Source organism: Leisingera sp. MMG026 (assembly GCF_021654205.1).
Lineage (GTDB): Bacteria > Pseudomonadota > Alphaproteobacteria > Rhodobacterales > Rhodobacteraceae > Leisingera.
On sequence record NZ_JAKFZM010000014.1, the window covers coordinates 97954 to 122149 of the forward strand.

Below are 24196 nucleotides of genomic sequence, written 5' to 3' on the forward strand. Positions count from 1 at the left end.
TTCGCTGAATTTGAGTGGCAGTGTCAGGATGATCCCGGCAGCGGTAAACACTGTAACCTGATAGTTGCGTGCACTCCGGCCGGCCCTGGTCCCGCTGCCCCGGCCGGGAGTGCCGGGATTCGTCCGGCCCTAGTGCTGCGCATCCAGAAAGGCGCGCAGCGCCCGGCCCGACCCGGCCGGCTGGTCCAGCATCGGCACATGGCCGCATTGATCCAGCCAGACCAGTTCGGAATCCGGCAGGGCCTCGGCCAGTACCGCCGCGCCGCTGGGATCGAAAATCCGGTCTTCGCGGCACCAGACAATCAGGCTCGGCTGGGTGATACGGGTGGCAAGCCTCTGCAGGGGAACCGTATCCGAGCCGTTGACCTCTTTCCAAATCCGCCGGTTTGCCTGCGCATTGGCAATTTCCTGACCCGCCCACAGGTTTTCAATCACTGCAGGCACATATGGTTTTTCCGGGAACAACAAGGCGTTGCGCTTCTCAAAGGACTCCCGGCTGTCGACCACCAGGGTTTTCTGCTCTGTCCGCATTGCCGCCTCAAACTTGCTTTCCTGCGGCGAATTCACGCCGACGGGGCTGCCGATAAAGGCAACACTGGCGACCCGGTCAGGAAACTGCGTGGCCACCAGGCCGGCAATCTGCCCGCCCATCGAATTTGCCGCCAGATGAAAGCGCTCCACCCCAAGCGTATCAAGCACCGCCATGAGGTTCTGCGCCTGCCCGGCATAATCATACTCCCCTTCCGGCAGCACGGAATTGTCCCCGAACCCAGGCAGATCCAGCGCGATAACGCGGTAGCCGCCGCTCAGCTGCCGGGACATGTCGATCCAATGTTCCTTGCGCGCAAATATACCGTGCAGCAGGACAACCGTTTCTCCCTCGCCGCCCTCAAGATAATGCACAGTGCCAACCTTGGTTTCAGCCTGTTTCGCCGCCAATCCGGAGACATAGACAAAGGCAGAGATCATCGCCCGGGCGCTCTGCGCGGGCCAGACCCGCAAGGCGGCTGTGACGGCCAGACCGGCCAGTAAAAGGGCGATTGCGAAAGTGATAAATTTCTTGGCCATCTGAAGTCGGGTCTCTGCTAGGGATGCTTCACCCACAAGTGTGGTTATGGTCTGGAAATGCAACCCTGGGTGAGGAAAAGAGCCTGTATCGGCGTGTTCTTTCCGACATCCCGCATAGCAGATCCGCGCAGGGCTGAGCCACAATTATAAGTTGCGCCCAGGGCGGACCTGAAATAACCTTACGTAAGGTTAATTTTTTAGGATTTGGTGATGCAGAATGCTGTTACTAGCGGATGCAACGCGCGCGGCTCCATTGTGGACAGCCTGTTCAGCGAACTTCAGGAAAACACGGATTTTGAGTATTTCGCCGCCTGCCACATAACCGCGGAAACCACCCGCGGCATCACTGCAGCGCAGCAGAGCATGAAAACAAACTTCCCCAAGGAGTGGACGGCGCATTACCGCAGCACCGGCCTGATCGGCTCTGACCCGGTCATCCAGTTCGCCCCCCGCACCAGCCGGGCCATTTGCTGGCAAACCGTGCGGAATTGCGCCTCGTTTCAGAAAAAACATGATCAGGTTTACAAGGCGGCCGGCGATTTCGGCATTCATTCAGGGGTGCTGCTGTCCTCGCGGCAGTTCGATGGCAGCATTCAGATCGTGTCCTTCTCCAGCTCGCGGAAAAAAGCATATTCAGACAAGGACTTGTCCCGTGCGACCTATTACGGTCAGCTGATCGGCCAGGCGGTAAGCGACACCGTTCCCTCTGAAGGCGAAGCCCAGTCAGCCGGCGGCATTTCTCCGCGGGCACTGGAATGCCTGCAGCTTGCAGCCTTGGGGAAATCTTCAGCGGAAATCGAGATCATCCTCAACATCAGCCGCCACACAGTCGACTTTCACATCAGAAATGCGATGGCTGCCCTGGGCGTGAACACCCGGACCTTTGCAGTGGTCCGGGCGGTGCAGCAGGGCTTGATCCTTCCATGCTGACAGCGGTGCGCCGGGTTGCAACCTGATCCGGCCACTGCCCAAAGGTGTTCTTGGCTGCCACCGCTTTCGCTGCAACCGTCATGTTCCGGTTATCAAACAGGAACGGGTCCTGAGCCTGCTCCAGGTCCTTTACCCAGAGCTGAGGAATACGCTTTTCCGGCTGGAGGCCCTCAGGCAGTATCCATTTTGATTAAATTATTAAAAAACCATAATAAATGATTACTCGCGCCATGCTTGCATAGCAGATTGAGCAGCATTGCAGTATCAATAAACGCAGTTTTATGCCGCCGCCCCGGCGGCCCGCCCTGACCCGCAACCGATCGGAAGGGATGCACTCCGCCTCTGAAACAGGGGTGGGTGCCGCACCCCCGCCATTTTGCTGAGGGAATTTTGAGAGTACTCATTCTGGCATATGCCTGCGAGCCGGGCAAAGGCGGTGAAGGCGAAATCGGCTGGGCGCTGGCAAACCGGCTGGCAGGCGCGCATCAGGTCTGGGTGCTGACCCGCAGCAATAACCACCCTGCCCTGGCCGCGGCAAACCGGAACCCGGATTTGAAGCTCCTCTATTACGACCTGCCGCGCCTGTTCACCGCCCTGAAGGGCCGCGGAAAAAAGAACTTTTTGCTGTATTACTACCTCTGGCAGCTTGGCTCTGCCGCCGCAATCCGCCGGTTTGACCGGCAATACGGCTTTGATGTCATCCACCATCTGACCGGCGGCATGGACTGGATGCCCTCCGGCGCCGCCTTTCAGAAAAAGCCGTTTGTCTGGGGGCCGGTGGGCAGTGAAAACACCCATCCTCTGATCCGCAGGCAGATGCCCTGGCGCGCCCGGCTCAAGGATACCACCCGCTCTGCGCTGCGCTTTTGCCTGCGCAATCTGGACCCCGCCGTCCGCCGCACCCGCGCCAGGGCGGATGTGATCCTGTCGCACACGCCGGGCAATTTCCCCGCTGGACTGCAGAACAAAGTGGTGCCTTTTGTGCAGACCGGGATTGAACCTGCGCCGCGGATGGCGCTGCGGAAATCCAAGCCGCAGCGCGGCAGGGTGATCCGGATTATCTATGCAGGTGAATTTGTTGATTGGAAAGGCGCGCTTTTGGCAGTCCGCGCCTTTGCCGCATTTCATGCCGCCTATCCGCAATCCCGGCTCACGATGGTTGGCGCTGGCAACCAGGAGACTGCGATCCGCAAGGTAATCACCCGCAACGGTCTGGATGCCGCGGTAACCCTGACCGGGAAACTGCCGATGGAGACGCTGCTGGGCGAGCTGAACCGCGCTGATGTCTTTCTCTACCCCAGCTACCACCACGGGCTGGCGACCATTCTGCTGCAGGCCATGCTGACCGGCCTGCCCACCGTCTGCCTGGAGGGGGACGCCATTGGCCGGGCGGTGGGTCAGGAGGCCGGCATAACCCTGCCGCCGCCGCACTCCGGCGATGCTGCCAGAGTGCTGGCGCAGGCATTATTGACGCTGGCCGGGGATGAAGATCTGCGGCAATTAAAAGCCAAGGTTGCAATGGATCTGGCTTTGAACAGGTATAATTATGATGCAATCACGGCACGGCACTCAGACGTTTACTGCTCCCTTTTGGCGCAGTCCGGCACGGCAGCCGGATCTGTCTGAGCAACCGGAATGATTTCCACAGCCCGCCCCCGGCCCAAGACCCGGCCCAAGCCCCGCCCGGCAGGCACTCTTTCCTTTTATCTGCGCAACGGCGCTGTTGTCGGGATCATCAAACTGGCGTCGGTGCCGCTGGTGCTGTCGATCTCGGTGCTGCTGGCGCGCTGGCTGGGGCCGCAGGAATACGGCGTCTATGCCATCGCCTGGTCGCTGGCCGCGATCGGCGCCGCGGCGGCCTCCGGCGGGGTGTCGCAATTTCTGACCCGGCGGGTGGCAGAGCTTCACAAGAGCGGCCGGCAGCCTGAAATCCGGCCGCACATTGCCGCCGCGATGCTGCTGGTCAGCCTTGCGGCGCTGGTGTTCCTGCTGCTGCTCGCCGCCGGCTGGAGCGCCCGCGCCCTGCCGCTGCCGCTCACCGGCAGCACCGTTGCGCTGATCTTTCTGGTTGCCGCCTTTATCGGGGTGATCAACATCGGCAGTGCCGCGCTGCGCGGGCTGGAGCGGGCCGCCGAAGGGCAGCTCTGCCTCCTGATCCTGGCCCCGGCAGCCTCGGCTGCTGCCCTGCTGCTGATGATTTCCCTCACCGGCAGCCGGACCGCCTGGGCTGCGCTGGCCGCAATGGCCGCCGGCTATGGGCTGGGCGCGGTGCTGTCGCAATGGCGGCTCAGACGGCTGACCGCAGGGTTTCGCGGCACCGCCGATACCGCCCGCGCCCCCGCCCTGGTCCGCCCGGTCGCCGCGCAAAGCAAAACCTACATCGCCTATGCGGTGCTGATGATCCTGGGCCTGCAGCTGAACCTGCTTATGGTTGGCGTCCTGCTGCAGGAGGAGCACGTCTCCTATTACAATCTGGCGGATAAGGCGGCGCAGTTTGCCGCGCTGCCGGTCGGTATCCTGGAGCTGCTGATGGCCACCCGGGTTGTCAGCCTGTACTCGCAGGGCAATTTTGACGGCCTCCGGAAGCTGTACCTGACCCTGACGCTGGCCGGGTTTGCAGCGGCCCTGCTGATTGCCGCGCCGCTGTATGTCTTTGGCGAAGAGATCATCCGCCTGCTGCTGGGCCAAACATATGCCGGCGGCATCTACCCGGTGATGCTGCTGCTGCTTGCTGCGCAGCTGGTGCGCGCAGCCTTCGGGCCGGTGACGGTGATGCTGCTGATGACCGGCCATCAGGCCTATTGCGTGGCCAGCCAGCTGACCGGCGCGGCGGTTCTTGCCACCGCCACTTGGCTGCTGGTGCCGCACTACGGCTTGCAGGGCGCAGGCATGGCCGCCACGGCCGGTGTTCTGGCGGCCTATCTGCCGCTGGCGGCCGGCGGTTACCGGACCCTTGGCCTGCGGCTGCCGTTGCTATGAACCCTTGCATGTTTCCCGTCACGCAGCCCGGCTTCCCCGGCTTCATCGAAGAACTGGACCTGCTGGGCATTGAACATTGCGCCGCCGCTGATCCCGGCGCCACCGCCTTTGCAGTGCTGAGGGCCGCCAGCGTCCAGCGCTGGCTGCTGGTGCCGCTTCTGGGGCGCGCGGCTGTGGCCGATGCCTTGCGGATGCTGACCCCGATGTCGCGCCGCGCGCGGCTGGCGAAATCCGCCGTGCTGGCCCTCAACGGCGCGGGGCTGCGCCCGGTCTGGGCCCGCAACCGCATCTATCTGAAGGCGCGTGCGCACGCTTCCTGCCTGCACAGCTGGCCATCGGCGGCTTTCTTCTCGGGCACACCGGGGCCTGAGCGCAAGATAACGGTGCAGCTGCGCGGCGCGCACAGCCGCGAAAACGCCTATCTGAAACTGGCCTGCTCGCCGCTTGCCAACACGCTGATCGCAAATGAGGTGCGGGCGCTGCGATCCGTGCGCAAGCTGGACCTGTCCTCGGCGCTGCTGCCGTCCGTGCTGGGATATACCCGGTTCGGCCCCCGCCGGGCGTATATCTGCAGCGACGAGACCCGCCCGGATTTCAAACCCGCCCGCTCCCTGGGCCAAAGCCATTCCGGCTTTCTGGACGAAATGGCGGCAAAAACGGCAGCCCCTCTCAGCGGGCAATACCTTTACGGTCTGCAGCAGCAGCACGCCGCGGCAGCAAAATCCCTGCTGCCGGCGTCAACCGATCTGGCCGCCCGCGGGCTGGAAACCCTGCGCCGTATCCTTGCCCGCAGCACGGTGCCTGCCGCCCTGGCGCATGGCGACTTCACCCCCTGGAACTGCACCGCAACCGGCGCCCGCCTTTATGTCTTCGACTGGGAGCTGTCGGCCCGCCGCCCGCTGGGCTGGGACCATTTGCATTTCCTGCTCAGCATCGGTGCCGCGCCGCCCTTGGGCGATCCGGCGCCACTGCTGCGCCTGATGCAGGCACGCTGGCACCGCGGATCGCCCGATGGTGCCCGCTTCCTGCTGATCGCCTATCTTCTGGACCGGATTTTCCGGGGCAATGCCTGCCCCGCCAGCCCGGTAATGCTGCAGCGCCTGCTGGCAGCACCCGCGCAGGACGCCGCATGATCGCGCCGGTGCATCTGATCTATTTTGCCATTGTCCTGGCCGCGGGCCTCGCATCCCTGGCGGCGCTGCAAGTCAAAGGCCGGCCGGGGCAGCTGCTGGCCGGCCTGCCGGTTGTTGCCCTGGTTTCGCTGGCGGTCAGCTGGCGCGATGTCCAGCTTGGCGCCGACACCCGGATCTATCTGGAAATGTACAGCCACCCCGAACGGTTTGAGCGCTTTGTCGAGACCGCCTATATCGCCGCGCTCCGCCTGCTGCGCCACTTCAGCACCGATGGCACGTTCTACTTGTTCGCCAGCGCCCTTGCCGCCAACCTGATTGTCTACCTGGGCTTTACGCGCTTCAACCCCCGGCTGGCCGGGTTTGCCTTTGCGATGTATTGCGCCTCGCCGGTGTTCTGGACCGTGAACATCCTGATCCTGCGCAACGGCCTGGCGGCGGCGCTGATCCTGCATGCCACGCTGATCCTGGTTACTGCGGGGCGCAGCCGCAGCTTTTTCGCCCTGGCGCTGGCGGGCGGCGGGTTTCACTATTCCGCACTGGGTCATGCGCTGTTCCTGTCCGCCGCCGATCTGTCCACCGCCCGTCGCGCGGCCCTGTCCGCCGGTGCCCTGATCTGCGCTGCCGCAGCACTGTTCCTGCTCTTTCCCTATGTCTCCGCCGGCGCCGCACCCTGGATCGAGCGGTTCGAGGATTACCAGCATTACGCCGCCACCGGACAGTTCGCCTATGAAAACGCATCGCTGAAACCGCAGCACGCAATCCCGCTTTTGGTGTTTCTCGGCGCTCTGCTGGAATGGCAGCGACTGCAGGACACCGAAAAACTGCTGCTGCGCTATTATCTGGCGCTGCTGATCCTGGCGGCTGTGTTCTGGGACAATGTGCTGTTCCGCGACCGGATCTACCTGCCCGCCCAGATGATGGAGCCGCTGTTCCTGGCGTTGTTCCTGCGCCGCGTGCTGCGCGAAGACGCGCTTTTCGCTGTCGGCGGCTTTGCCTTTTTCCTGATGCTGGCAGCCGGGACAATCCTGATCTGGGGGCCGCGCAATGTGCTGCAAGTCTACTGAACCGGCGCCTGACTGCTGCCGCAAACCAACGAACAGGAGCTGACATGAACGGCCTCAGCCTGCCGCAGCGCGACCAGATTCTGCTCCGGTTCTTTGCTTGCCTTGACGAGCACGGTGTCTCTTATTGCGTGCTGTCCGGCCTCGCGGCCGAGAACCCGGAATATGATCTGGACGTGGATATCTCAGCCGCCCCCGGCGACCGGGCACTGATTGCCAGGCTGGTGCGGCAGTTCGCGCAGGATAACGGGCTGCTGCTGCTGTTTGATATCTGGTCCGGCACCTGCAGCCGTGCCTATACGCTGGTCCAGCGCGGCAGCGCCGGGCGGGTGATGCTGAAGCTGGACATCATGGCGGGCTACGGCTCCTTCCGCACCGGCGAGGTGCTGCGCCACGCGGAACTTGCCCGCAACAGAGTCTACAACGGCATGTTCTGGACCCTGTCGCCGCAATCCGAGCTGGCCTATCTGGCGGTCCGGCATGTGCTGAAAAACGACAACCGGGCCTACCGCGCCGCCCGGATCGGGGACCTGCACGCCACCGTGGACATGCACGCCTTCAAATCCGCCTTTCCCCCTGTCATTCTGGACGCGGCCGAGGCCGCAGCAGCCCGCCGGCTGCCGGAACAGGGCGCAGCGCTGCGGCGGCGGCTGGCCCGCTATGGCAAGGCGCGCATGGGCCGCCGCCGCCGCCTGATTGCCGCGGTGCAGGAAACCCGCCGGCACCTGCAGCGGATCCGCCACCCGGTGGGCTGCAGCGTCGCATTTCTGGGGCCGGACGGCTCTGGCAAATCCACCCTGATCGCCGCACTGCACAAAAGGCTGTCACCGGTTTTTCACGGCGTCACTCTTCTCTACTGGCGGCCCCGGCTGCTGCCAACGCCGGGGCGGCTCAAATTCTGGAACCCGGCGCCTGAGAAACAGGAAAACCCCAACCCCCACGATGTGGTGCCGCATGGGCGGGCGGTGTCGCTGGCGCGGCTGCTGTATTTTTCCTGCGATTACATCCTGGGGCATTTCCTGGTGGTCCTGCCCCGGATGATCCGCAAGGATCTGGTGATTTTCGACCGCTTCCTGAACGACATCCGCCTTGACCAGCTGCGCTACCGCATGACTGTTCCGGCGCGGCTGCTGCGGCTGATCGAGCGTCTGGCACCCAGACCTGACATCATCTTTGCGCTGCATGGCCCGCCAGAGGTGCTGCACGGCAGAAAACCGGAACTCAAGCTTCAGGAAACCGCCAGACAGGTGGATCTGCTGCAGCAGATGGCCCGCGAAAACCACCATTTTGCGGCGGTCCAAGTTGATAGGGATATTGAACACATTGTTGATGAGATCATTGAAACCCTCCTGGCGGCTTGCGCGGAGAACGGCGGCAACCACGCAAGAAACCACGCCCGGCGCGGCCCCTCAGGCAGATAGCACCGCGCCGGTCCTGTTTCTGGACTCGGTCTCCGACATGTACGGATCGTCCCGCATCGCGCGCTTCATCATCACCTTTCTGGAAGACGCCGGATATAGTGTGGATGCGCTGGTCGCGGTGGAACACAACGACCCCGCCGCCCGCTATGCCGCACGGGCGGATCTCCCGGTCCTGGTGATGCGGGACTTCCGGCAGGCGCCGTTCAAAAGCTTGGCCAAGGTGATCCGCAACTCCGTCCGTTTTGCCGCCCTGCTGCGCAGAGGTTTTCCACGCCACCGGACCCTCTATTGCAACACTTTCGCGACCTTGCCCGCCGCTCTGATTGCCCGCATGCTGCGCCGCCGCTGCATTCTGCATCTGCATGAAACTGCCCCCGGCCCGGCGGCGGCAGCGGTGCTGAAGGCGGCCATACAGCTGTCCGGCCTGCAGGTCATAACCGTCTCACAAGCCATCAAAGATTCCTGGGGGCTGGAAACCGCCGCGCAGGTGCAGGTCATTCACAATGGCATCCCCGATCTGGACAAAAGCTACGCCGCCACCGGCGACAGCCGCCCCTGGGACATCGCCTTTGCCGGGCGGCTGACGGCGCAGAAGGGGTTTCACGTCTTTCTGAACGCCCTGCGCCTGCTGGACACGCCCCGGCACCGGGGCGCCAAAATCCTGATCCTGGGCGGCTGCCTGCCCGGCGAGACCCTGCCGCCCGGCACATTTGCAGGCTTTACCCATCTGCAGCTGGATTATCTGGGCGAACGCCCCGACGCCGCGGCTTTCTTTGCGCAAAGCAAAGTGGCCTGCATCCCGTCGCTGTTTGCCGACCCCTTCCCGACCACCGCGCTGGAGGCGCTGCGCGCGGGTTGCCTGGTCGCGGCCTCCGATACCGGCGGTCTGCCCGAGGCACTGCAAGGCACCGCCAGCACGCTGGTGGCACCGGGCAATGCCGAAGCGCTGGCACAGGCGCTGGCCGCCAAACTGGCCGGGACAGACCCGGACGGCGCCCGCCAGAACCGGGCGCAATACGAGGCCCGCTTTACCCTGCAGGGTTTCAAGGCACGGTTTCTGGCAGGCCTCGCGCCGCAGCAGACACGCCCTGCCCCGCAGATGAAAGCCGCCATTCTCGGCACCGTCGGGGTGCCGGGACGCTATGGCGGGTTTGAAACGCTGGCGGAAAACCTGGTGCGCTATTCCATGGCGCAACACCGCAAGGAGGCGGATCTGACCGTCTATTGCAGCGCCCGCGCCTACCCCAGCCGCCCGGCCCGGTTCCTGAACGCCCGGCTGCGCTATTCGCGGCTGAACGCCAACGGCATTCAAAGCATCCTTTATGATGCCATGACAGCGCTGGATGCGGTGCGGCGCGGCCACAACGTGCTGCTGCTGCTGGGGGTTTCGGGCGCCTGTGTGCTGCCGCTGATCCGCTTGGTGTCCCGCGCGCGGATCATCACCAATGTCGACGGGATCGAATGGCAGCGGGCAAAATGGCAAGGACTCGCCCGCCGTTTCCTGCGCTGGTCCGAAGGGCTTGCGGTGCGCTGGTCGCATCAGGTCATTGCCGACAACCAGGGCATTGCCGATTACTTGCGTGAAACCTACGGCGTCACCGCCGAAGTCATCGCCTATGGAGGCGATCACGCGCTTGCCGGTTCTGGCGTCTCCCCAGATGATGATACCGCGCTGCCCGCCCGCTACGCTTTGGCGCTGTGCCGGATTGAGCCTGAGAACAATCCCGAAATGATCCTGACAGCTTTTGCGCAGGCCGGGCAGCCGCTGGTCTTTGCCGGCAATTGGAACAACAGCACCTTCGGGCGCAGGCTGCGGGCGCAGTTCGGCGGCCATCCCGCATTGCATCTGCTGGACCCGGTTTACGATCCCGCCGCGCTTTGCCGTTTGCGCTCGAACGCATCGCTTTATGTGCATGGCCACTCGGCCGGCGGCACCAATCCCGCCTTGGTCGAGATGATGCATTTCAACCTGCCGATTCTGGCCTATGATTGCAGCTTCAACCGCTTCACCACCGAACAGCAGGCCGCCTTTTTCACCTCCTCCGCGGCGCTGGCAGAGTTGATATCCAGCGGATTTGACGATACCGCCGCAGCAGCAGCCCTGTGCGACGTTGCACGGCGGCGCTACAGATGGGACCGGATCGGGCAGCAGTACTTCGGCCTGATGCAGGCGGAAACACAGAAGACAAGAGGTCAGAGGCGATGCAGATAGACGAAACAGGGCTGCCTGGGCTGAAGGTGCTGACACCGGCACGGTTCGGCGACGCGCGCGGCTTTTTCAGCGAAAGCTGGAACCGGCAGCGGCTGGCCGCCCAGGGCATCGATCTGGACTTTGTGCAGGACAACCATTCTGTTTCGGCCCAAACCGGCACCCTGCGGGGCCTGCATTTCCAATCCCCGCCCCATGCCCAGGACAAGCTGGTGCGCTGCGGCCAGGGGGTTCTGTTCGACGTGGCGGTGGATATCCGCAAAGGTTCGCCCGCTTACGGCAAATGGTTCGGTATTGAACTGAGCGCTGAGAACGGCAGGCAGCTGTTGGTGCCCAAAGGGTTCCTGCACGGCTTCCTGACCCGTGCGCCGGACACCGAGGTGATTTATAAATGCACCGATTACTACGCGCCCGAGTGCGACGGCGCGGTGGCCTGGGACAGCTGCGGCATCGATTGGGCATTTGACGGCACGCCCGTCCTGTCGGACAAAGACAAAAGCGCACCGGCGCTGGCGGATTTCGACAGCCCCTTTGCCTGGGAAGGATAAGTAATGAAGATACTTGCAGCCGGAGGCGCGGCATGAAAATTCTGGTAACCGGCGGGGCCGGTTTTATCGGCTCGGCAGTGGTGCGGCTGGCGGTGGCGCGCGGCCATCAGGTGGTGAACCTGGATGCGCTGACCTATGCCGCCTGCCTGGCGAATGTGGCCGAGGCTGCACAAAGCTCGCTTTATGCGTTTGAACAGGCCGACATCCGCGACCGCGCCGCACTGAACCGCGTGTTTGACACCCATAAACCCGATGCGGTGATGCATCTGGCGGCGGAATCCCACGTCGACCGCTCGATCGACGGTCCGGGCGATTTTGTCGAGACCAATATCACCGGCACCTATCAGATGCTGGAAGCCGCCCGGAAATACTGGACCGCGGCCGGCAAGCCGGAGGCTTTCCGCTTCCATCACATCTCGACCGATGAGGTCTACGGCAGCCTGCCCGCGGATCCCGCGGTGATGTTCACCGAAGACACCGCCTATGATCCGCGCTCGCCCTATTCCGCCTCCAAGGCCGCCAGCGACCATCTGGTGCGCGCCTGGGCCGAAACCTACGGTCTGCCGGTGGTGCTGACCAATTGCTCCAACAATTACGGCCCCTATCACTTTCCGGAAAAGCTGATCCCGGTGGTGATCCTGAATGCGCTGGCGGGCAAGCCGCTGCCGATCTACGGCGACGGCTCCAACGTGCGCGACTGGCTTTATGTCGAGGATCACGCCGACGCCCTGCTGCTGGTGGTGCAAAAGGGCGCGCTGGGGCGCAGCTACAATATCGGCGGCGAGAATGAGCGTTCGAACCTGGAGCTGGTACAGACGCTGTGTTCGATTCTGGATCAAAAGCGGCCCCGTGCCGACGGCAAGTCATACAAGGACCAGATCACCTTTGTCACCGACCGTCCCGGCCATGACGCGCGCTATGCCATCGATCCCAGCCGCATCCGCGACGAACTCGGCTGGCGCCCTTCGGTGACGGTCGAGGAAGGCCTGGAGCGCACCGTGCAATGGTATCTCGACAATGAGGCCTGGTGGCGCGCCCTGCAGGACCGCGACGGCGTCGGCCAGCGGCTGGGCACCGGCAAGTGAGCCGGCCGGGCCGGCTGCCATGCTGACTGCGCATCTGCCGTCTGGCTATGTGCTGGCGCGGCTGGCGCCTGAGGGGCACCGGTTCTTGCTGCCGGCCGCCCTGATTGGCGCGGTGCTGCCGGATTTCGACATGCTGTGGTTTTATCTCATTGACCAGGGCAGCATTCATCATCACCGTTACTGGGTGCATGTGCCAGTCTTCTGGGCCGCGGTTGCGGCTCTTCTATTGCCTGTTCTGGCTCTGTGGTCCCGCGCCCTGCTGGCCCCGGGGCTGGTGTTTTTTGCGGCTCTCTTCCTGCACATGGTGCTGGACAGCGTTGGCGGCGGCATCCTGTGGGGCGCGCCTTTCAGCGGTCATCTTTTTGCGCTGGTGGAAGTGCCCGCCAGCCAGCCCCATTGGGTGCTGTCCTTCCTGCTGCATTGGACCTTCCTGCTGGAGCTGGGCATCTGGGGGTGGGCCTTGTATCTGTGGCGCAAAGGGAGGTGCATATGATCCTTGTTTTCGGCAAGACCGGCCAGCTGGCCCGCGAACTGACGGCGCATCAGGGTATCACCTGCCTGGGCCGCAATCAGGCGGATCTGTCTGATCCCGCAGCCTGCGCCGACGCGATCCGGCAGGCGCAGCCGCAGGCCGTGATCAATGCCGCGGCCTATACCGCCGTCGACAAGGCAGAAGACGAAGAGGCACTGGCCGCCGTCATAAACGGCGATGCTCCCGGCGCCATGGCACGGGCCTGCGCCGCGCTGAACATTCCCTTTGTCACCGTCTCCACCGATTATGTCTTTGACGGCAGCGGCGATGCTCCTTGGAAACCTGCCGATGCGGTTAGCCCCCTCAACGCCTATGGCCGCTCCAAGCTGGCAGGCGAGGAGATGGTGCGCGGGGCGGGCGGCGCATATGCCATCCTGCGCACCTCCTGGGTGGTCTCGGCGCATGGCAGCAACTTCGTGAAAACCATGCTTCGCTTGGGCAAGGAGCGCGAGCGCCTCATGATCGTTGCCGACCAGATCGGCGCGCCGACCCCGGCGCGGGACATTGCGGCGGCCTGCCTTGCCATGGCGCAGCAACTGGCTGAGGATCCGGGCAAATCAGGCATTTATCATCTGGCAGGCGCGCCCTGGACCAGCTGGGCGGATTTCGCGCGCGCGATTTTTGCCCGGGCCGGGATTGCCTGCGAGGTGGAGGACATTCCCGCTTCCGCCTATCCCACGCCTGCGGCACGCCCCTTGAATTCACGTCTCGACTGCACATCGCTGGAGACGGTTTTCGGCATCCCGCAGCCGGATTGGCCGATGGGGCTGACTGAGATTCTGAAAGATTTGGGAGAATTGGCATGACTGACGGCAAGCCCGGCGCGGGTCGCAAAGGCATCATTCTGGCGGGCGGCTCGGGCACCCGGCTTTATCCGATCACCATGGCGGTCTCGAAACAGCTGCTGCCCTTGTATGACAAGCCGATGATCTATTACCCGCTCAGCGTGCTGATGCTGGCGGGCATCCGCGAGATCTGTGTGATCACCACGCCGCAGGATCAGGAGCAGTTCACCCGCCTCCTTGGCGACGGCAGCCAGTGGGGGGTGTCGCTCACCTATGTGGTGCAGCCCTCGCCCGACGGGTTGGCGCAGGCGTTTATCCTGGCCGAGGATTTCCTGGCGGGCGCCCCTTCGGCGCTGGTTCTGGGCGACAATATCTTCTTTGGCCATGGTTTGCCGGACCTGCTGGCCGCCGCCGATGCGCAGTCCGCCGGCGGCACGGTGTTCGGCTATCACGTGGCAGATCCGGAACGCTATGGCGTGGTCGGCTTCGACGATGAGGGCCGCGCCCGCGAGATCATCGAAAAACCTGCGGTGCCGCCCTCGAACTATGCGGTGACGGGCCTTTATTTCCTGGATGGCACGGCGCCGGAGCGGGCCCGGCAGGTCGCGCCGTCGCCGCGCGGCGAGCTGGAGATCACCGACCTTTTGCAGATGTATCTGGAGGAAGGGTCGTTGCGGGTTGAAACCATGGGCCGCGGCTATGCCTGGCTGGATACCGGCACCCATGGCTCGCTGCTGGATGCGGGCAATTTCGTGCGCACCCTGCAGGAACGCCAGGGGCTGCAGACCGGCTGCCTGGAGGAGATCGCCTATAGCCAGGGCTGGATTGATGCGGCCCAGTTGAAGGCACGGGCCGCGAAATTCGCCAAAAACGCCTATGGTGCCTATCTCGAAGGGCTCCTGAAGTAGGCGGCAGGCTCCCGCCCGTCATCCGCTATCACAGATAGCCTCTTCCGGTTGGGCCCGGCGCCGCTGCGCGGCGCGGGGGCGCGGCTTGCGGATGTATGGGTAACGGTTTGATAGCAATTCCTAACAAATTGAAAACAAGAGCCACTTTCTAGCCACAGCAGTCCCGCAACCATTCTCGATTGCGCCAATAGACCTGCCCTCGACCGGATTCATTCTGCGAGGAGCACGCAATGGCACAGCAGCAAACGGAAACCCGCACTGGGCAGGGCTTTGGCCGCCGCATGCGGCAGCGGCTGCTGCCCGGCATCCATGCAGTGCTGGCCGCCGGCCTGTTGACAGTGGTGACAGCCGCGTCCGCCGCCGCCGCCCAGCCGCTGCCTTCTGCAGAGGTCCCCCCTGCCCTGGTGCCGGTGTCCCGGCAAGTGCTGCCGCCTCTGGCCCATGCCCGTTTCTGTCTGCGCCACCCCGGTCAATGCGCCGTGCGCAGCGGCAGCCCGCAGCCTGCCGGCTCCGCTCAGGCGCAATTGGCCGGGGTGGTGGCGGTTAATCTGGCGGTCAACCGGGACATCACCCCGCAAGCGGACGGCACCGTGCAGGGGATTGCCGATGAATGGCGGCTGAATACGGTGCGCGGTGATTGCGAAGATTATGCACTTTTAAAGCGTAAAAGATTAATGGATTTGGGCTGGCCGTCCGCATCGCTGCGGCTGGCAACGGTGCTGACACCGGCCGGCACCGGCCACGCCGTATTGATTATACGTTTTCGCGGTGGCGATTTTGCCCTGGATAATCTCACAAATGAAATCCGGCCCTGGCGGGAAACCGGATACCGGTTTTTGAAAATCCAATCGGAAACAGATCCAAAAGCCTGGTATTCGGTTGCCGCGCCGCAAGCCGGGGGCGGGTTGTCCTGAGCCCCGCTGCCGCAGGACCGCACTCGCGTCAGGCGCCGCCGCGCCGCGCAATCACGCTGAGGGTGCGCCACACGATGCGGGCTTCCATGGCAAAGCCCGCATTGGCGATATAATGCAGATCGGCGCGCACCTTGTTCCGGGTGGCATCAACGCCTTCGATATACCCCAGCTCCACCTGGGCCCAGCCGCTGATGCCGGGGCGCACCGCGTGCCGCTCCTGATATCCCGGCACGTCAGACAGAAACCGGCGTGCATGGCCGATATAGTCCGGGCGCGGCCCGATCAGACTCATTTCCCCCTTAAAAACATTGATTATCTGCGGCAGCTCATCCAAACGGGCGCGGCGCAGAAACCGCCCGAGCGGGGTGATCCGCTCTTCTTCCAGCGGGCAATCAGCGGTGCGGCGGATTTCCGGCGCGGGGCGCATTGTCCGGAATTTATAGGCGGTGAACGGGCGGCAGTCCCGCCCCATGCGCCGCTGCGAATAGAGCAGCGGCCCCCGGTTCCAAAACGGATTGAGAAGCAGCAGACCTGCGGCGCACATCAGTGCCAGCGGCAGCAGGATCGCGCAACTGACAACCAGATCAAACGTGCGCTTTACCCCGGCAAACACAAATCCGGACAGGGTGCTGCGGGGCGGCGGACCAACTGAATTATAAGGCAGATCCCGTTCCGGGACTTCAAAGTCGAACATTTAACTTTAACACCCAAGGTTTAATGGAAGTTTTAACCATCCGCCGCAATCAGGCGGGTAAACATCAGGCAATTATCTATTATGTCAAAATTGTGTCAATTGATTCGTAAAGTGCGGACAGTTAAACATTCATAAGTTGTTTAACAAATTAAAACGCTTCCCGCCGCCTCAGAATCCAGCCCTCATAAGGAGCTGAGAGCCGCGAGCGTTCCAAATAGCGTTCCAGCTGCCGTTCAGGCAGGCCGAGTGTCCGCCCCGTCACAGCCAGGCGCAGCCAAAGATCCCCGTCAAGCGGCTGCCGGGCCGCCGCCGCCTCAAGCTGGCGCAGGGCGGCTTTGCGGGCCGCAACTGCCTCCGGGTCCGGCGCAGGCCGCAGCGGGTCCAGCCCGTTTGCCGCTGCTATCAGATCCGCCGCATATTGATGCAAAACCGCCCTGCTGCGGTGCAGATGCGGATCAAACAGCGCTGCCGCACCGGCTGGCGCGGCCAGCAGCGCCGCCACCAACCCGCTGTCCGCCATCTCCAGCCGCCCGGCCCCGGCCTCTGCGGCCAGGCGGTGATGCGCCTGGTGGGCCAGATGGCTGCGCAAACCCTGCCATTGCAGCCCTGCGCACAAGGCCGCCAGCGCCAGAAGCAGGGCTTTAGCTGTCATTGTAATAGCGGCCGTAGGCCCTCCCGCAGCCATAAGACGACCCCTCGCAACTGCCATAGGCAGCGGCCTTTTTCGCGTCGAACATATTCAAAAAGGAACCGTAGCACTTGCCGCGCAGCCGCGGGTCGCTGCCCAGGATGGCGGCGGCGTGGTTCACATCGGCGGCGCCCCATTTGGCCACAAAAAACAGCCCGTCCAGATTGTGCAGAACCGCGCGCCCGTCGACCACCGGACCCAGCGGCGGCAGATCAAGGATCACGCAGTCATAGACCGCCGCACAGGTGCTCAGAAGATGTTCCATCGCCGGGCCGCCCAGCAGTTCGCCGGTATGCACCGCCCGGCCCGGCCGGTTCGGCAGGATATGGGCGCCGGTCGCCTGCTCAATACACAGCACATCCTGCCAATCCGCCCCGTCCAGCAGCACATCCGCCAGGCCCTGCTCAATACCGCCCGCCAGCGACCGGGTCAGGCCCGGATTGCGCAAATCGCCGTCGATCAGCATGACCGAGGCGCCCTGCGCCGCCAGCAGCGCCGCGAAATTGGCAGCGGTGGTTGTTTTGCCTTCGCCGGGGAAGCAGGACACAACACCGATGATCTGGCTGGCACCGCGCTGCGGCGCCTTCAGCGTCAGGCTCATCCTGCCGGTGCGCAGCGTCTCGGCAAAGCCCGACAGCGGCTTGTCCGCGCCATAGCGCATGATGGCGGGAAACAGCACTTCCCGCCTGCCAAGCTGCAGATCCGCCGCCTCCGGCGGGGGCTGCGGCGCTGAAATCTTCTCCAGCCCGCCCAGAAATTCCAGCCCAAGGATATCTCTGATCTGATCTTCTGTGCGCAGCCTGGTGTCCACTGCCTCCCGCACAGCGCTCCAGCCCGCCGCCAGCAGCACCCCCAGAATGCCGGCCAGGGCCGTGATCTTGGCCAGCTGCGGCGAACTCGGGTATTGAGGCACCCGCGCCGGGTTCAGAATCCGCGCGTCCGACACCGGAAAGCTCTGCTCCTGCAGCGATTGCTGATAGCGCTGCAGGAAACTGGTATACAGGCTGCGCACGGTCCCGGCATTGCGCTCCATCTCGCGCAGTTCAACCAGCGTTGTGTTGTCCGCCCCCAGCTGCGCGGCGGCAGCCGTCTGCGCGGCCTCCAGGCTGGCCAGCCGTTCGCGGGCTTCATGCACATCGTTGCGGGCCACCACCTCCGAACGTTTGATCTCTTCGAACATCAGCCCTTCCAGCTGGATCAGCTCGCGCTGGCGCCGCCGGGTCTGCGCGTGATCCGCCCCCAGGCTGCTGCGCAGATAGTTGAAGTCCCGCAAGGTCTCCAGATACTGGCTGCGCAGGTTTGCGGTGATCGACTGGCTTGCGGTGGAGCTGACAAAGGCCGAGGTGTCATTCTGCGCGACAATCTCATGCAGCCGGTTGCTGCGGGCCTGCAGCGCCAGCAGCTCCGCCCGCAGATCCGCCACCTGCTTGTTCAGCAGCTCCAGCTCGATATCCGACGACAGATCGCCGCCTGCCCCTGCCAGATTGTTCTCGCGCCGGAAGCTGTCGACCGCTTTGTCCAGCAGTCCGGACTGCAGCCGCAGCTGGTCCGACCGCTCCTTCAGCCAGTTGGTGGCGCGCTGGGTCGCCTCGTATTTCGAGGCCAGCTGATCCTCGATATAGGCATTGGCAACCGCATTGGCGATCCGCGCCGACAAGGCCGGGGAGACCGAGGTATAAGTGATCTGCAAAACCCGGCTGCGCTGCACCTGGCGCACCGACACATTGTCCCGCAACAGGCTGACAGCATCCTGCCGGGCGGCTTCCGCCAGCTCCTGCGGCGTCAGCGGAATGGCGGGCGGTTTGTCCTGCACCCAGGATACAGCCGCTGCTGCCGCCAGCCGCAGCAGGGCTTTCACCCCTTCAGCCGCCCGCCCCGGCCCGGTCCTGGGTTCGCTCAGAAACGCAGGATCCTGCACCAGATCCAGCGCCGTAACCACCCGCGCCGCAATCTGCTCGGACCGCAGCACCTGGATTTCAGTGGTGATCTGATCCTCGTCCAGCCGGACGCCCGACACCCCGGACAGTTCGCGGGCGTTTTCAGCATCCGCTGAGCCGACGCTGATATGGGCCGAGGCGGTGTAGACCGGCGTTGCGGTCGCTCCATAAGCAATCCCCAGCAGCAGCCCGGCCAGCAGCCCCAGCAGCAGCACCGGCCAGCGCCGCCGCGCCACCGCAAAGACCCGCATCAGGTCAAGACCGTCGTCCTGCGCCCCGCCGCCGTCCGCCACCTGCGGCACCCGCATCGGTTCATGGGTCATCTTCTGCATTTGGCACCTGAATACTGGCAAACAGCGGCCGCAGCAGCTGTCCGCAAACGCAGGTGTTGCCGGGACATCACCTAGCCGGCCGGGCTGACAGCGCCGTCCGGCACCCCGCCTGCACTGCCGCCGCCGGAGCTGCCGCCGCCCTGGGTGCTGCCCGGGGTGCTGCCGGTCACACCGCCCGCGTTGTTGCCGCCCGGTACGCCGCCGCCGGTGGCAGGCGTGCCGCCTGCAGCCGCAGCACCGCCGCCGATGTCCGCAGCACCGCCGCCCGCCGCCGCATCCGGAGCCTCAAGCCCGGCGCCGGATACCCCCGGCGCGGCGGGATTTGTGGCCGCCGTCTGCACATCCCCCGAGGCGGCGGTGAACCCCGCCGCCAGCCCGGCAGAGGGCGATTGCGCAACCGCCAAAAGGATGGCCGTACCCTGTTGAAAATTCCCTTCCGCCGTCATCCGGCTTGCGGCCTGAGCCAGGCCTGCGCCAATGGCCGCGGCCTGCTCTGCGCTGACTCCCTCCGCTGAGGCCAGGGCGGCAATCCGGGCGGCGGCGCCGGGATCCGTCAGGACGACCGAGGCAATCAGCATCGCCAGATCGCCCTCTTGGGTCAGAAACGCTGCCGGATCGGCAAGGAACAGCGCCAGCGCCGCCGGGCTTGCCTCTGCCCGGGCCGCGCCACCTGCCCCGTCTGTCCCCGCCGCGCCTTCCGCCGTCTGCGCGGATGCGGGCGGCGGGGACATTGCAAAGGCTGCAACAAAACCAGCCGCCAGCACCTGACGGGTTCTTGAAGAAATCGCAAAACTCATGTCATGACCTCAAATACCCAACTCACGGCGCGGACAGGTCCGCGCGCCTACATCCGGATTATGCAGCCCTTGCGTGCATAAATACCTATCTTAGCCTGCTTGATCGGCGCGCTTTTAATTAAATCCCCGATAAACTGCGCTCCCGCTCCTTTCCCAACGCTCTTCCCGGCCCATTTCCCGGCCTGTCCCGGACGGTCAGGCGGTCAATACCTCAAAGCCGTCATTGCGCACCGCAACCGCACTCAGCTTTCCGGTTGCAAAAGCGCCGGTATCCACGCAGATCCGGCCGCCTTCGGCGCGCACCTCCTCGGCAATTGTGTGGCCATGGACAATCCACACCCCGTCCTGGCGTCGAACCCGCCCGAAATTGCCGTGACCCCAGGCCAGATGGTAATCCTCCTGCGCCTCCAGCGGACGGGCGGGGTCAGCCCCCGCATGCACCGCCGCCACATTGCCGGTCTGCCAATAGGCCGGCAGGGCGCGGATCCAGCTGATCAGCCCGGCACCCATCCTGTTTTGCAGACTGTCGCGCGCTGCAATCCAGTTCAGGTCCGGCATCCCCGCATGCACCGCAGCGATGCCAAAACTTGCCAATGTCTGGCGGCCGCCATGCCGCAGCCAGCCCGGCCCTTCGCCCAGCGGATCGTCCAGAAACCCCAGCAGCATGTCCTCGTGGTTGCCGCGCAGGCAGACCGCCTCAGGGTTGCTGACCTGCAGCCCGTGCAGCGCCTGCAGCACCTGGGCGCTGTTTTCGCCCCGGTCGATGTAATCGCCCAGAAACACCAGCCGCCCGCATTCGGGCCGCAGCGCAATCCGGTCCAGCAGCCGGCCCATCAGATCATAACAGCCGTGAATGTCCCCCACCGCCACAAAATCCTCTGCCGGAGCCAGAGCGGCAAACTCTGCGGCCTTGCGCCTGTTTGCCGTGGTGCGGAACCGGCTGAAAAACCCCTGCATCATGCGTGCGCGCCTTAGTTCGACAGGTTCGACAGATCGCCGTCGATCTGCACGGTGTCGCCTGAAATGGTGGTCGCCAGCCCGAAGAATTTGCTGACCGCTACGGAATCCGCGTTGGAGACATAAACCACATCCCCGTCCCGCACGTCGAAATTCCGGGCCATGAAGAAACTGTCAGGCTTGCGGAAATTGGCCCGGTAAACCGTTGGAATATCGTGCTGTTCAAAGCCCGAGACATCGACACCCATCTCCTTCAGCGCATGGCGGTGCTCGGTGCGGTAGATGAACACATGCGCCGGGTCCGCCTGGTTGTCGTCCAGGCCAACCGCCTGGGCAACCGCGCCGTTCAGATCCACCGCCGCCGCGCCGAACGTGAACTCCCCCACCGTGCCGGTGGCGCCGAAGGCGTAGAATTTCTTGCTCTCGCTGGAGATATTGATGTTGTCCCCCGGCGCCACAAAAACGTTTTCGCGCGGGTTGGCTGTCAGCGCCTCATAGGCGATCTTGGCGCTTTGCCGTCCCCTCGACAGGGTGACAAAGGTCTCGTGATCCTCGCCGGTGATGCCGCCCGCCTGGGCCACCAGATCCAGCACCCGGTCGCCGCTGTTGCGCAGGGTGAACACGCCGGCCTCCTTTACCTCGCCAATCACCGAGGCACGCGGATAGTTCGCCTCGACCACCTCGATCGTGACCGCCGGGTTGATCGCTTTTTCCTCCAGCTGGCGCTCGATAATATCCTCCACCGCCGAAGGCGTGTTGCCGGCTGCCCGGATCTTGCCCGCATAAGGCACCGAAATCATGCCGTCGCGGCCGATCTCCTGGGCTGGCAGGGTGACAAAATTGCCCGGCCGCACCCCGGCCTCCTTGGGGATGAACAGCCCGCCGGACTGGTCCTCGAAAATGGTGAGCTGAATCACGTCGCCCGCGCCCAGCCGGATGCTCGGCACCTCGGCGCTGCTGGCGCCAAAGGTCGAAAACGAACTGCTGTCATCCTTGGTCACAAACGGGATCACCTCGCGGTTCACATCAACAACCACATATTCATAACCCAGCGTCGCCTCATCAGCCTGCAGATGGCTGGCGGATTTTTCCAGGATCGCGGTCTCATCCGGGCCGTTGCGGGGTAAAAAACCGCACGCACCCGCAAGAAGCAGCACAAACAGAAGACCAAGGGGCCGTTTGCAAATCATCGGGTTTTCAATTCCACTCGTTCAAAGCGTTTTGCGCAGGCTGAAACATACCGCATCAATGGCCTTTCTAGCAGAATTTACCGGAAAAAAAGAGTTCTAATAAAATTTTATGATCCCTTTGCGGATCAGGTTGTATAATCCGAATACGGGCATTTGATCCGGTAATGAATTGAAATCAAAAACCACTGTATTCTTCAAAGCGTTCTCTATGCGATCTGCCGGAACCCGCACTCTCCGTCAAAGCCGCCCTGACAGGCAGCTGCCCGGCGGCAACCCACCTGCCGGTCCGGGACTACAGGCTGATCCAACTGCCGGCTGACCGGGGGAAACACCGGAGGAAACACCGTGCGGCACACCGGGGGAAACACTGGACGAAACACTGGGCCAAACTCCGGGCGAAACAAACGTGCTGCATAGACCACCCCTTGCGCTTCCTTCACACCGTTACCGGGATCTCTGCCGCGCCGGTCTGGCAGCTTTCCTGTTTCTGGCGGTGCTGTTCAACGGCTCCGTTTCGCCGCCCTACACACAACTGACCGGAGGCCTGGCGGCCCTGCTGGCCTTGTTCTGCCTGCCGGTCAGAACCACCTCCTCCGGCCTTCGCCGCCTGGTGCGATCCACCGCGCTGATCCTGGTTCTGGCGGCGATTTGGGGCGGGCTGCAGATCATTCCTCTGCCCATCGGCCCTCTGACCCACCCGGTCTGGCAGCAGGCCGGTGCCGCGCTGGACCTTAGCGCAGGCTATCTCTCCGTCCGCCCGCTGCGCACCCTGGCGGCGCTGCCGGCGCTGATCCTGCCGGGGCTGGTGTTTCTTTGCACCCTGGTCCTGTGCCAATCCCCCCGCTCCGCCAAACGCGTCTGGGTTGCCCTGTCGCTGACCGGGGCTGCAATTGTGCTCTTGTCCATAGTGCTTGAGGTGTTTTTTCCCCAGGCACAGGTCTTTACCAGCTACCCGGTCAGCTACGGCAGCTTCTCCGGCGTGTTTGTGAACCGCAACGTTGCCGCTTCATTTTTTGGTCTCACCGCATTTGCCCTGGCCGGCAGTCTCCGAATCCTGAAACCTGCGCATCGGCTGCAGCGAACCGGGCATCATGCCGGCCCGGCCCCCTCCCCTGCCCGTGTCAGCCTGGTGCAGCCGGCGCTTTGGCTGCTGCTGTTTGCGGCGCTGATTGCCATAATCGCAACCCGGTCTCGGGCCGGCGCCCTGCTCAGCCTGCCGCTGCTGGTTCTGTGCCTGGCCATTGTCTCTGCCCACGCGCACCGCAACGGACGCACCGCCCGGGTGCTGCTGGTGCTGGGCGGCGGCGGCCTGCTGCTGCTCCTGTTCGGCGAGCCGGTGTTCTCGCGGCTTGGCGGCGCGGCCGGCGATCCGCGCTGGTGCGCCTGGGCCGCCACATTGGCTGCGATCCGGGACAACCTGTGGACCGGCACCGGCTTTGGCACCTTCGCGGATGTTTTCCCCGGCTACCGGGATCCGGTCTGCCTCGGCACCGAAGGCAGCTGGCACCGGGCCCATAACGCCTATCTTGAGCTGGTGCTGGGATTCGGCCTGCCTGCCGCCCTGCTGCTGCTGGGCCTCAGCGTCCGGCTGCTGCTGAAAACCTGTCTCACCGGCCTGCGGCGGCGTCGCAGTCTGCGCGCCATACCGGTGCTGACGCTGGGCGCGCTGGCCTTTGTCTCAGCCCATTCGCTGGTGGATTTCCCGCTGCAAATCCCCGGAATTGCCTATTACTGCGCCGCCCTGCTGGGTTCCGGCTGCGCAATCTCGCTGCTGGAAACCCCGCACCGCCGCTGACCCCGCGCTTCCCCGCACAAGGGAATCTGCGCCTGCCCGCAATGCCTTGCGGTTCATGCCCCCTGCCCCGCCAGATATAGAAAACACTTGCGCGAATCCCGCGCTTTGGCCAATAGTCACGGAAAAGCGGCGGCAAACGCCAAATTCCGTGAACACGGCCCCACCTGAAAACACGGGGGGCAGGCGCGGATCAAAACGGCAGAGCGGCAGCGCACAGCAGGCATATAGGGCAG

Annotated in this window: 21 protein-coding genes; 14 read left to right on the forward strand and 7 right to left on the reverse strand. The window is 64.0% G+C overall.

Annotated elements, in window-relative coordinates; genetic code table 11:
* Positions 1-129 precede the first annotated feature (129 nt).
* Positions 130-1068: an alpha/beta hydrolase gene (locus L1069_RS09865; RefSeq protein ID WP_129373357.1), complete on the reverse strand. Its 939-nt coding sequence runs from the start codon at positions 1066-1068 to the stop codon at positions 130-132.
* A 210-nt stretch (positions 1069-1278) separates the two neighbouring features.
* Between L1069_RS09865 and L1069_RS09870 the strand changes: the two genes are divergently transcribed.
* The 13 genes from L1069_RS09870 (at position 1279) to L1069_RS09930 (ending at position 15573) form a co-directional block, all read left to right on the forward strand.
* Positions 1279-1998 carry a LuxR family transcriptional regulator gene (locus tag L1069_RS09870; RefSeq protein WP_237455558.1) on the forward strand — a complete coding sequence of 240 codons (720 nt, stop codon included), beginning with the start codon at positions 1279-1281 and terminating at the stop codon, positions 1996-1998.
* Between the two features lie 390 nt (positions 1999-2388).
* Complete coding sequence (locus tag L1069_RS09875) at positions 2389-3624, forward strand: glycosyltransferase family 4 protein (protein ID WP_237455559.1); 1236 nt, start codon at positions 2389-2391, stop codon at positions 3622-3624.
* Positions 3625-3633: 9 nt separating this feature from the next.
* A complete protein-coding gene (locus tag L1069_RS09880) occupies positions 3634-4977 on the forward strand; it encodes a lipopolysaccharide biosynthesis protein (RefSeq protein WP_237455560.1) in 1344 nt (447 codons plus the stop codon).
* Between the two features lie 8 nt (positions 4978-4985).
* On the forward strand, positions 4986-6110 hold the full coding sequence (locus L1069_RS09885) for a phosphotransferase (RefSeq protein WP_237455561.1): 1125 nt from the start codon (positions 4986-4988) through the stop codon (positions 6108-6110).
* On the forward strand, positions 6107-7174 hold the full coding sequence (locus L1069_RS09890; protein WP_237455562.1) for an EpsG family protein: 1068 nt from the start codon (positions 6107-6109) through the stop codon (positions 7172-7174). Before L1069_RS09885 ends, L1069_RS09890 begins: the two co-directional genes overlap by 4 nt.
* Before the next feature lie 44 nt (positions 7175-7218).
* Positions 7219-8592, forward strand: coding sequence for a hypothetical protein (locus L1069_RS09895; RefSeq protein ID WP_237455563.1), 1374 nt, complete (start codon positions 7219-7221; stop codon positions 8590-8592).
* Positions 8593-8629: 37 nt separating this feature from the next.
* On the forward strand, positions 8630-10804 hold the full coding sequence (locus L1069_RS09900) for a glycosyltransferase (protein ID WP_237455564.1): 2175 nt from the start codon (positions 8630-8632) through the stop codon (positions 10802-10804).
* Positions 10795-11349, forward strand: coding sequence for a dTDP-4-dehydrorhamnose 3,5-epimerase (gene rfbC / locus L1069_RS09905; RefSeq protein WP_134831640.1), 555 nt, complete (start codon positions 10795-10797; stop codon positions 11347-11349). Before L1069_RS09900 ends, rfbC begins: the two co-directional genes overlap by 10 nt.
* A 32-nt stretch (positions 11350-11381) precedes the next feature.
* Complete coding sequence (gene rfbB / locus L1069_RS09910; protein WP_237455565.1) at positions 11382-12434, forward strand: dTDP-glucose 4,6-dehydratase; 1053 nt, start codon at positions 11382-11384, stop codon at positions 12432-12434.
* A gap of 19 nt (positions 12435-12453) precedes the next feature.
* Positions 12454-12927 (forward strand): metal-dependent hydrolase, encoded by a 474-nt coding sequence (locus L1069_RS09915; RefSeq protein WP_237455566.1) that lies wholly within the window; start codon positions 12454-12456, stop codon positions 12925-12927.
* The gene (rfbD, locus tag L1069_RS09920; protein ID WP_237455567.1) at positions 12924-13772 is read left to right on the forward strand and encodes a dTDP-4-dehydrorhamnose reductase; all 849 of its coding nucleotides are present in this window, start codon (positions 12924-12926) and stop codon (positions 13770-13772) included. The genes L1069_RS09915 and rfbD overlap by 4 nt, the downstream gene beginning before the upstream one ends.
* The gene (gene rfbA, locus L1069_RS09925; protein WP_129373346.1) at positions 13769-14659 is read left to right on the forward strand and encodes a glucose-1-phosphate thymidylyltransferase RfbA; all 891 of its coding nucleotides are present in this window, start codon (positions 13769-13771) and stop codon (positions 14657-14659) included. The genes rfbD and rfbA overlap by 4 nt, the downstream gene beginning before the upstream one ends.
* Before the next feature lie 230 nt (positions 14660-14889).
* Positions 14890-15573 (forward strand): transglutaminase-like cysteine peptidase, encoded by a 684-nt coding sequence (locus tag L1069_RS09930; protein ID WP_237455568.1) that lies wholly within the window; start codon positions 14890-14892, stop codon positions 15571-15573.
* Positions 15574-15601: 28 nt separating this feature from the next.
* On the opposite strand, the gene L1069_RS09935 is transcribed toward L1069_RS09930, so the two are convergent.
* The 6 genes from L1069_RS09935 to L1069_RS09960 all read right to left on the reverse strand — a co-directional run bounded on the left by L1069_RS09935 (position 15602) and on the right by L1069_RS09960 (position 22168).
* A complete protein-coding gene (locus L1069_RS09935; RefSeq protein ID WP_237455569.1) occupies positions 15602-16267 on the reverse strand; it encodes a sugar transferase in 666 nt (221 codons plus the stop codon).
* Between the two features lie 148 nt (positions 16268-16415).
* Complete coding sequence (locus tag L1069_RS09940) at positions 16416-16919, reverse strand: hypothetical protein (protein ID WP_237455570.1); 504 nt, start codon at positions 16917-16919, stop codon at positions 16416-16418.
* Positions 16909-19224 (reverse strand): Wzz/FepE/Etk N-terminal domain-containing protein, encoded by a 2316-nt coding sequence (locus L1069_RS09945; RefSeq protein WP_237455571.1) that lies wholly within the window; start codon positions 19222-19224, stop codon positions 16909-16911. The genes L1069_RS09940 and L1069_RS09945 overlap by 11 nt, the downstream gene beginning before the upstream one ends.
* 71 nt (positions 19225-19295) lie before the next feature.
* Complete coding sequence (locus L1069_RS09950; protein WP_237455572.1) at positions 19296-20021, reverse strand: hypothetical protein; 726 nt, start codon at positions 20019-20021, stop codon at positions 19296-19298.
* Positions 20022-20216: 195 nt separating this feature from the next.
* The gene (locus tag L1069_RS09955) at positions 20217-20981 is read right to left on the reverse strand and encodes a metallophosphoesterase family protein (RefSeq protein ID WP_237455573.1); all 765 of its coding nucleotides are present in this window, start codon (positions 20979-20981) and stop codon (positions 20217-20219) included.
* A gap of 11 nt (positions 20982-20992) precedes the next feature.
* A complete protein-coding gene (locus tag L1069_RS09960) occupies positions 20993-22168 on the reverse strand; it encodes a polysaccharide biosynthesis/export family protein (RefSeq protein ID WP_237455574.1) in 1176 nt (391 codons plus the stop codon).
* Positions 22169-22574: 406 nt separating this feature from the next.
* On the opposite strand from L1069_RS09960, the gene L1069_RS09965 reads away from it, so the two are divergent.
* On the forward strand, positions 22575-23963 hold the full coding sequence (locus L1069_RS09965; RefSeq protein WP_237455575.1) for an O-antigen ligase family protein: 1389 nt from the start codon (positions 22575-22577) through the stop codon (positions 23961-23963).
* Positions 23964-24196: the final 233 nt, after the last annotated feature.

Excerpts from the sequence above, each read along its gene's own strand:
- L1069_RS09890 (WP_237455562.1), top strand. The coding sequence starts at position 6,107 with ATGATCGCGCCGGTGCATCTGATCTATTTTGCCATTGTCCTGGCCGCG.
- rfbB (WP_237455565.1), top strand. The coding sequence starts at position 11,382 with ATGAAAATTCTGGTAACCGGCGGGGCCGGTTTTATCGGCTCGGCAGTG.
- L1069_RS09955 (WP_237455573.1), bottom strand. The coding sequence starts at position 20,981 with ATGATGCAGGGGTTTTTCAGCCGGTTCCGCACCACGGCAAACAGGCGC.
- L1069_RS09880 (WP_237455560.1), top strand. The coding sequence starts at position 3,634 with ATGATTTCCACAGCCCGCCCCCGGCCCAAGACCCGGCCCAAGCCCCGC.
- L1069_RS09915 (WP_237455566.1), top strand. The coding sequence starts at position 12,454 with ATGCTGACTGCGCATCTGCCGTCTGGCTATGTGCTGGCGCGGCTGGCG.
- L1069_RS09870 (WP_237455558.1), top strand. The coding sequence starts at position 1,279 with ATGCAGAATGCTGTTACTAGCGGATGCAACGCGCGCGGCTCCATTGTG.
- L1069_RS09895 (WP_237455563.1), top strand. The coding sequence starts at position 7,219 with ATGAACGGCCTCAGCCTGCCGCAGCGCGACCAGATTCTGCTCCGGTTC.
- rfbD (WP_237455567.1), top strand. The coding sequence starts at position 12,924 with ATGATCCTTGTTTTCGGCAAGACCGGCCAGCTGGCCCGCGAACTGACG.
- rfbC (WP_134831640.1), top strand. The coding sequence starts at position 10,795 with ATGCAGATAGACGAAACAGGGCTGCCTGGGCTGAAGGTGCTGACACCG.
- L1069_RS09950 (WP_237455572.1), bottom strand. The coding sequence starts at position 20,021 with ATGAGTTTTGCGATTTCTTCAAGAACCCGTCAGGTGCTGGCGGCTGGT.
- L1069_RS09930 (WP_237455568.1), top strand. The coding sequence starts at position 14,890 with ATGGCACAGCAGCAAACGGAAACCCGCACTGGGCAGGGCTTTGGCCGC.
- L1069_RS09935 (WP_237455569.1), bottom strand. The coding sequence starts at position 16,267 with ATGTTCGACTTTGAAGTCCCGGAACGGGATCTGCCTTATAATTCAGTT.
- L1069_RS09960 (WP_237455574.1), bottom strand. The coding sequence starts at position 22,168 with ATGATTTGCAAACGGCCCCTTGGTCTTCTGTTTGTGCTGCTTCTTGCG.
- L1069_RS09940 (WP_237455570.1), bottom strand. The coding sequence starts at position 16,919 with ATGACAGCTAAAGCCCTGCTTCTGGCGCTGGCGGCCTTGTGCGCAGGG.
- rfbA (WP_129373346.1), top strand. The coding sequence starts at position 13,769 with ATGACTGACGGCAAGCCCGGCGCGGGTCGCAAAGGCATCATTCTGGCG.
- L1069_RS09865 (WP_129373357.1), bottom strand. The coding sequence starts at position 1,068 with ATGGCCAAGAAATTTATCACTTTCGCAATCGCCCTTTTACTGGCCGGT.
- L1069_RS09900 (WP_237455564.1), top strand. The coding sequence starts at position 8,630 with ATGTACGGATCGTCCCGCATCGCGCGCTTCATCATCACCTTTCTGGAA.
- L1069_RS09885 (WP_237455561.1), top strand. The coding sequence starts at position 4,986 with ATGTTTCCCGTCACGCAGCCCGGCTTCCCCGGCTTCATCGAAGAACTG.
- L1069_RS09945 (WP_237455571.1), bottom strand. The coding sequence starts at position 19,224 with ATGCAGAAGATGACCCATGAACCGATGCGGGTGCCGCAGGTGGCGGAC.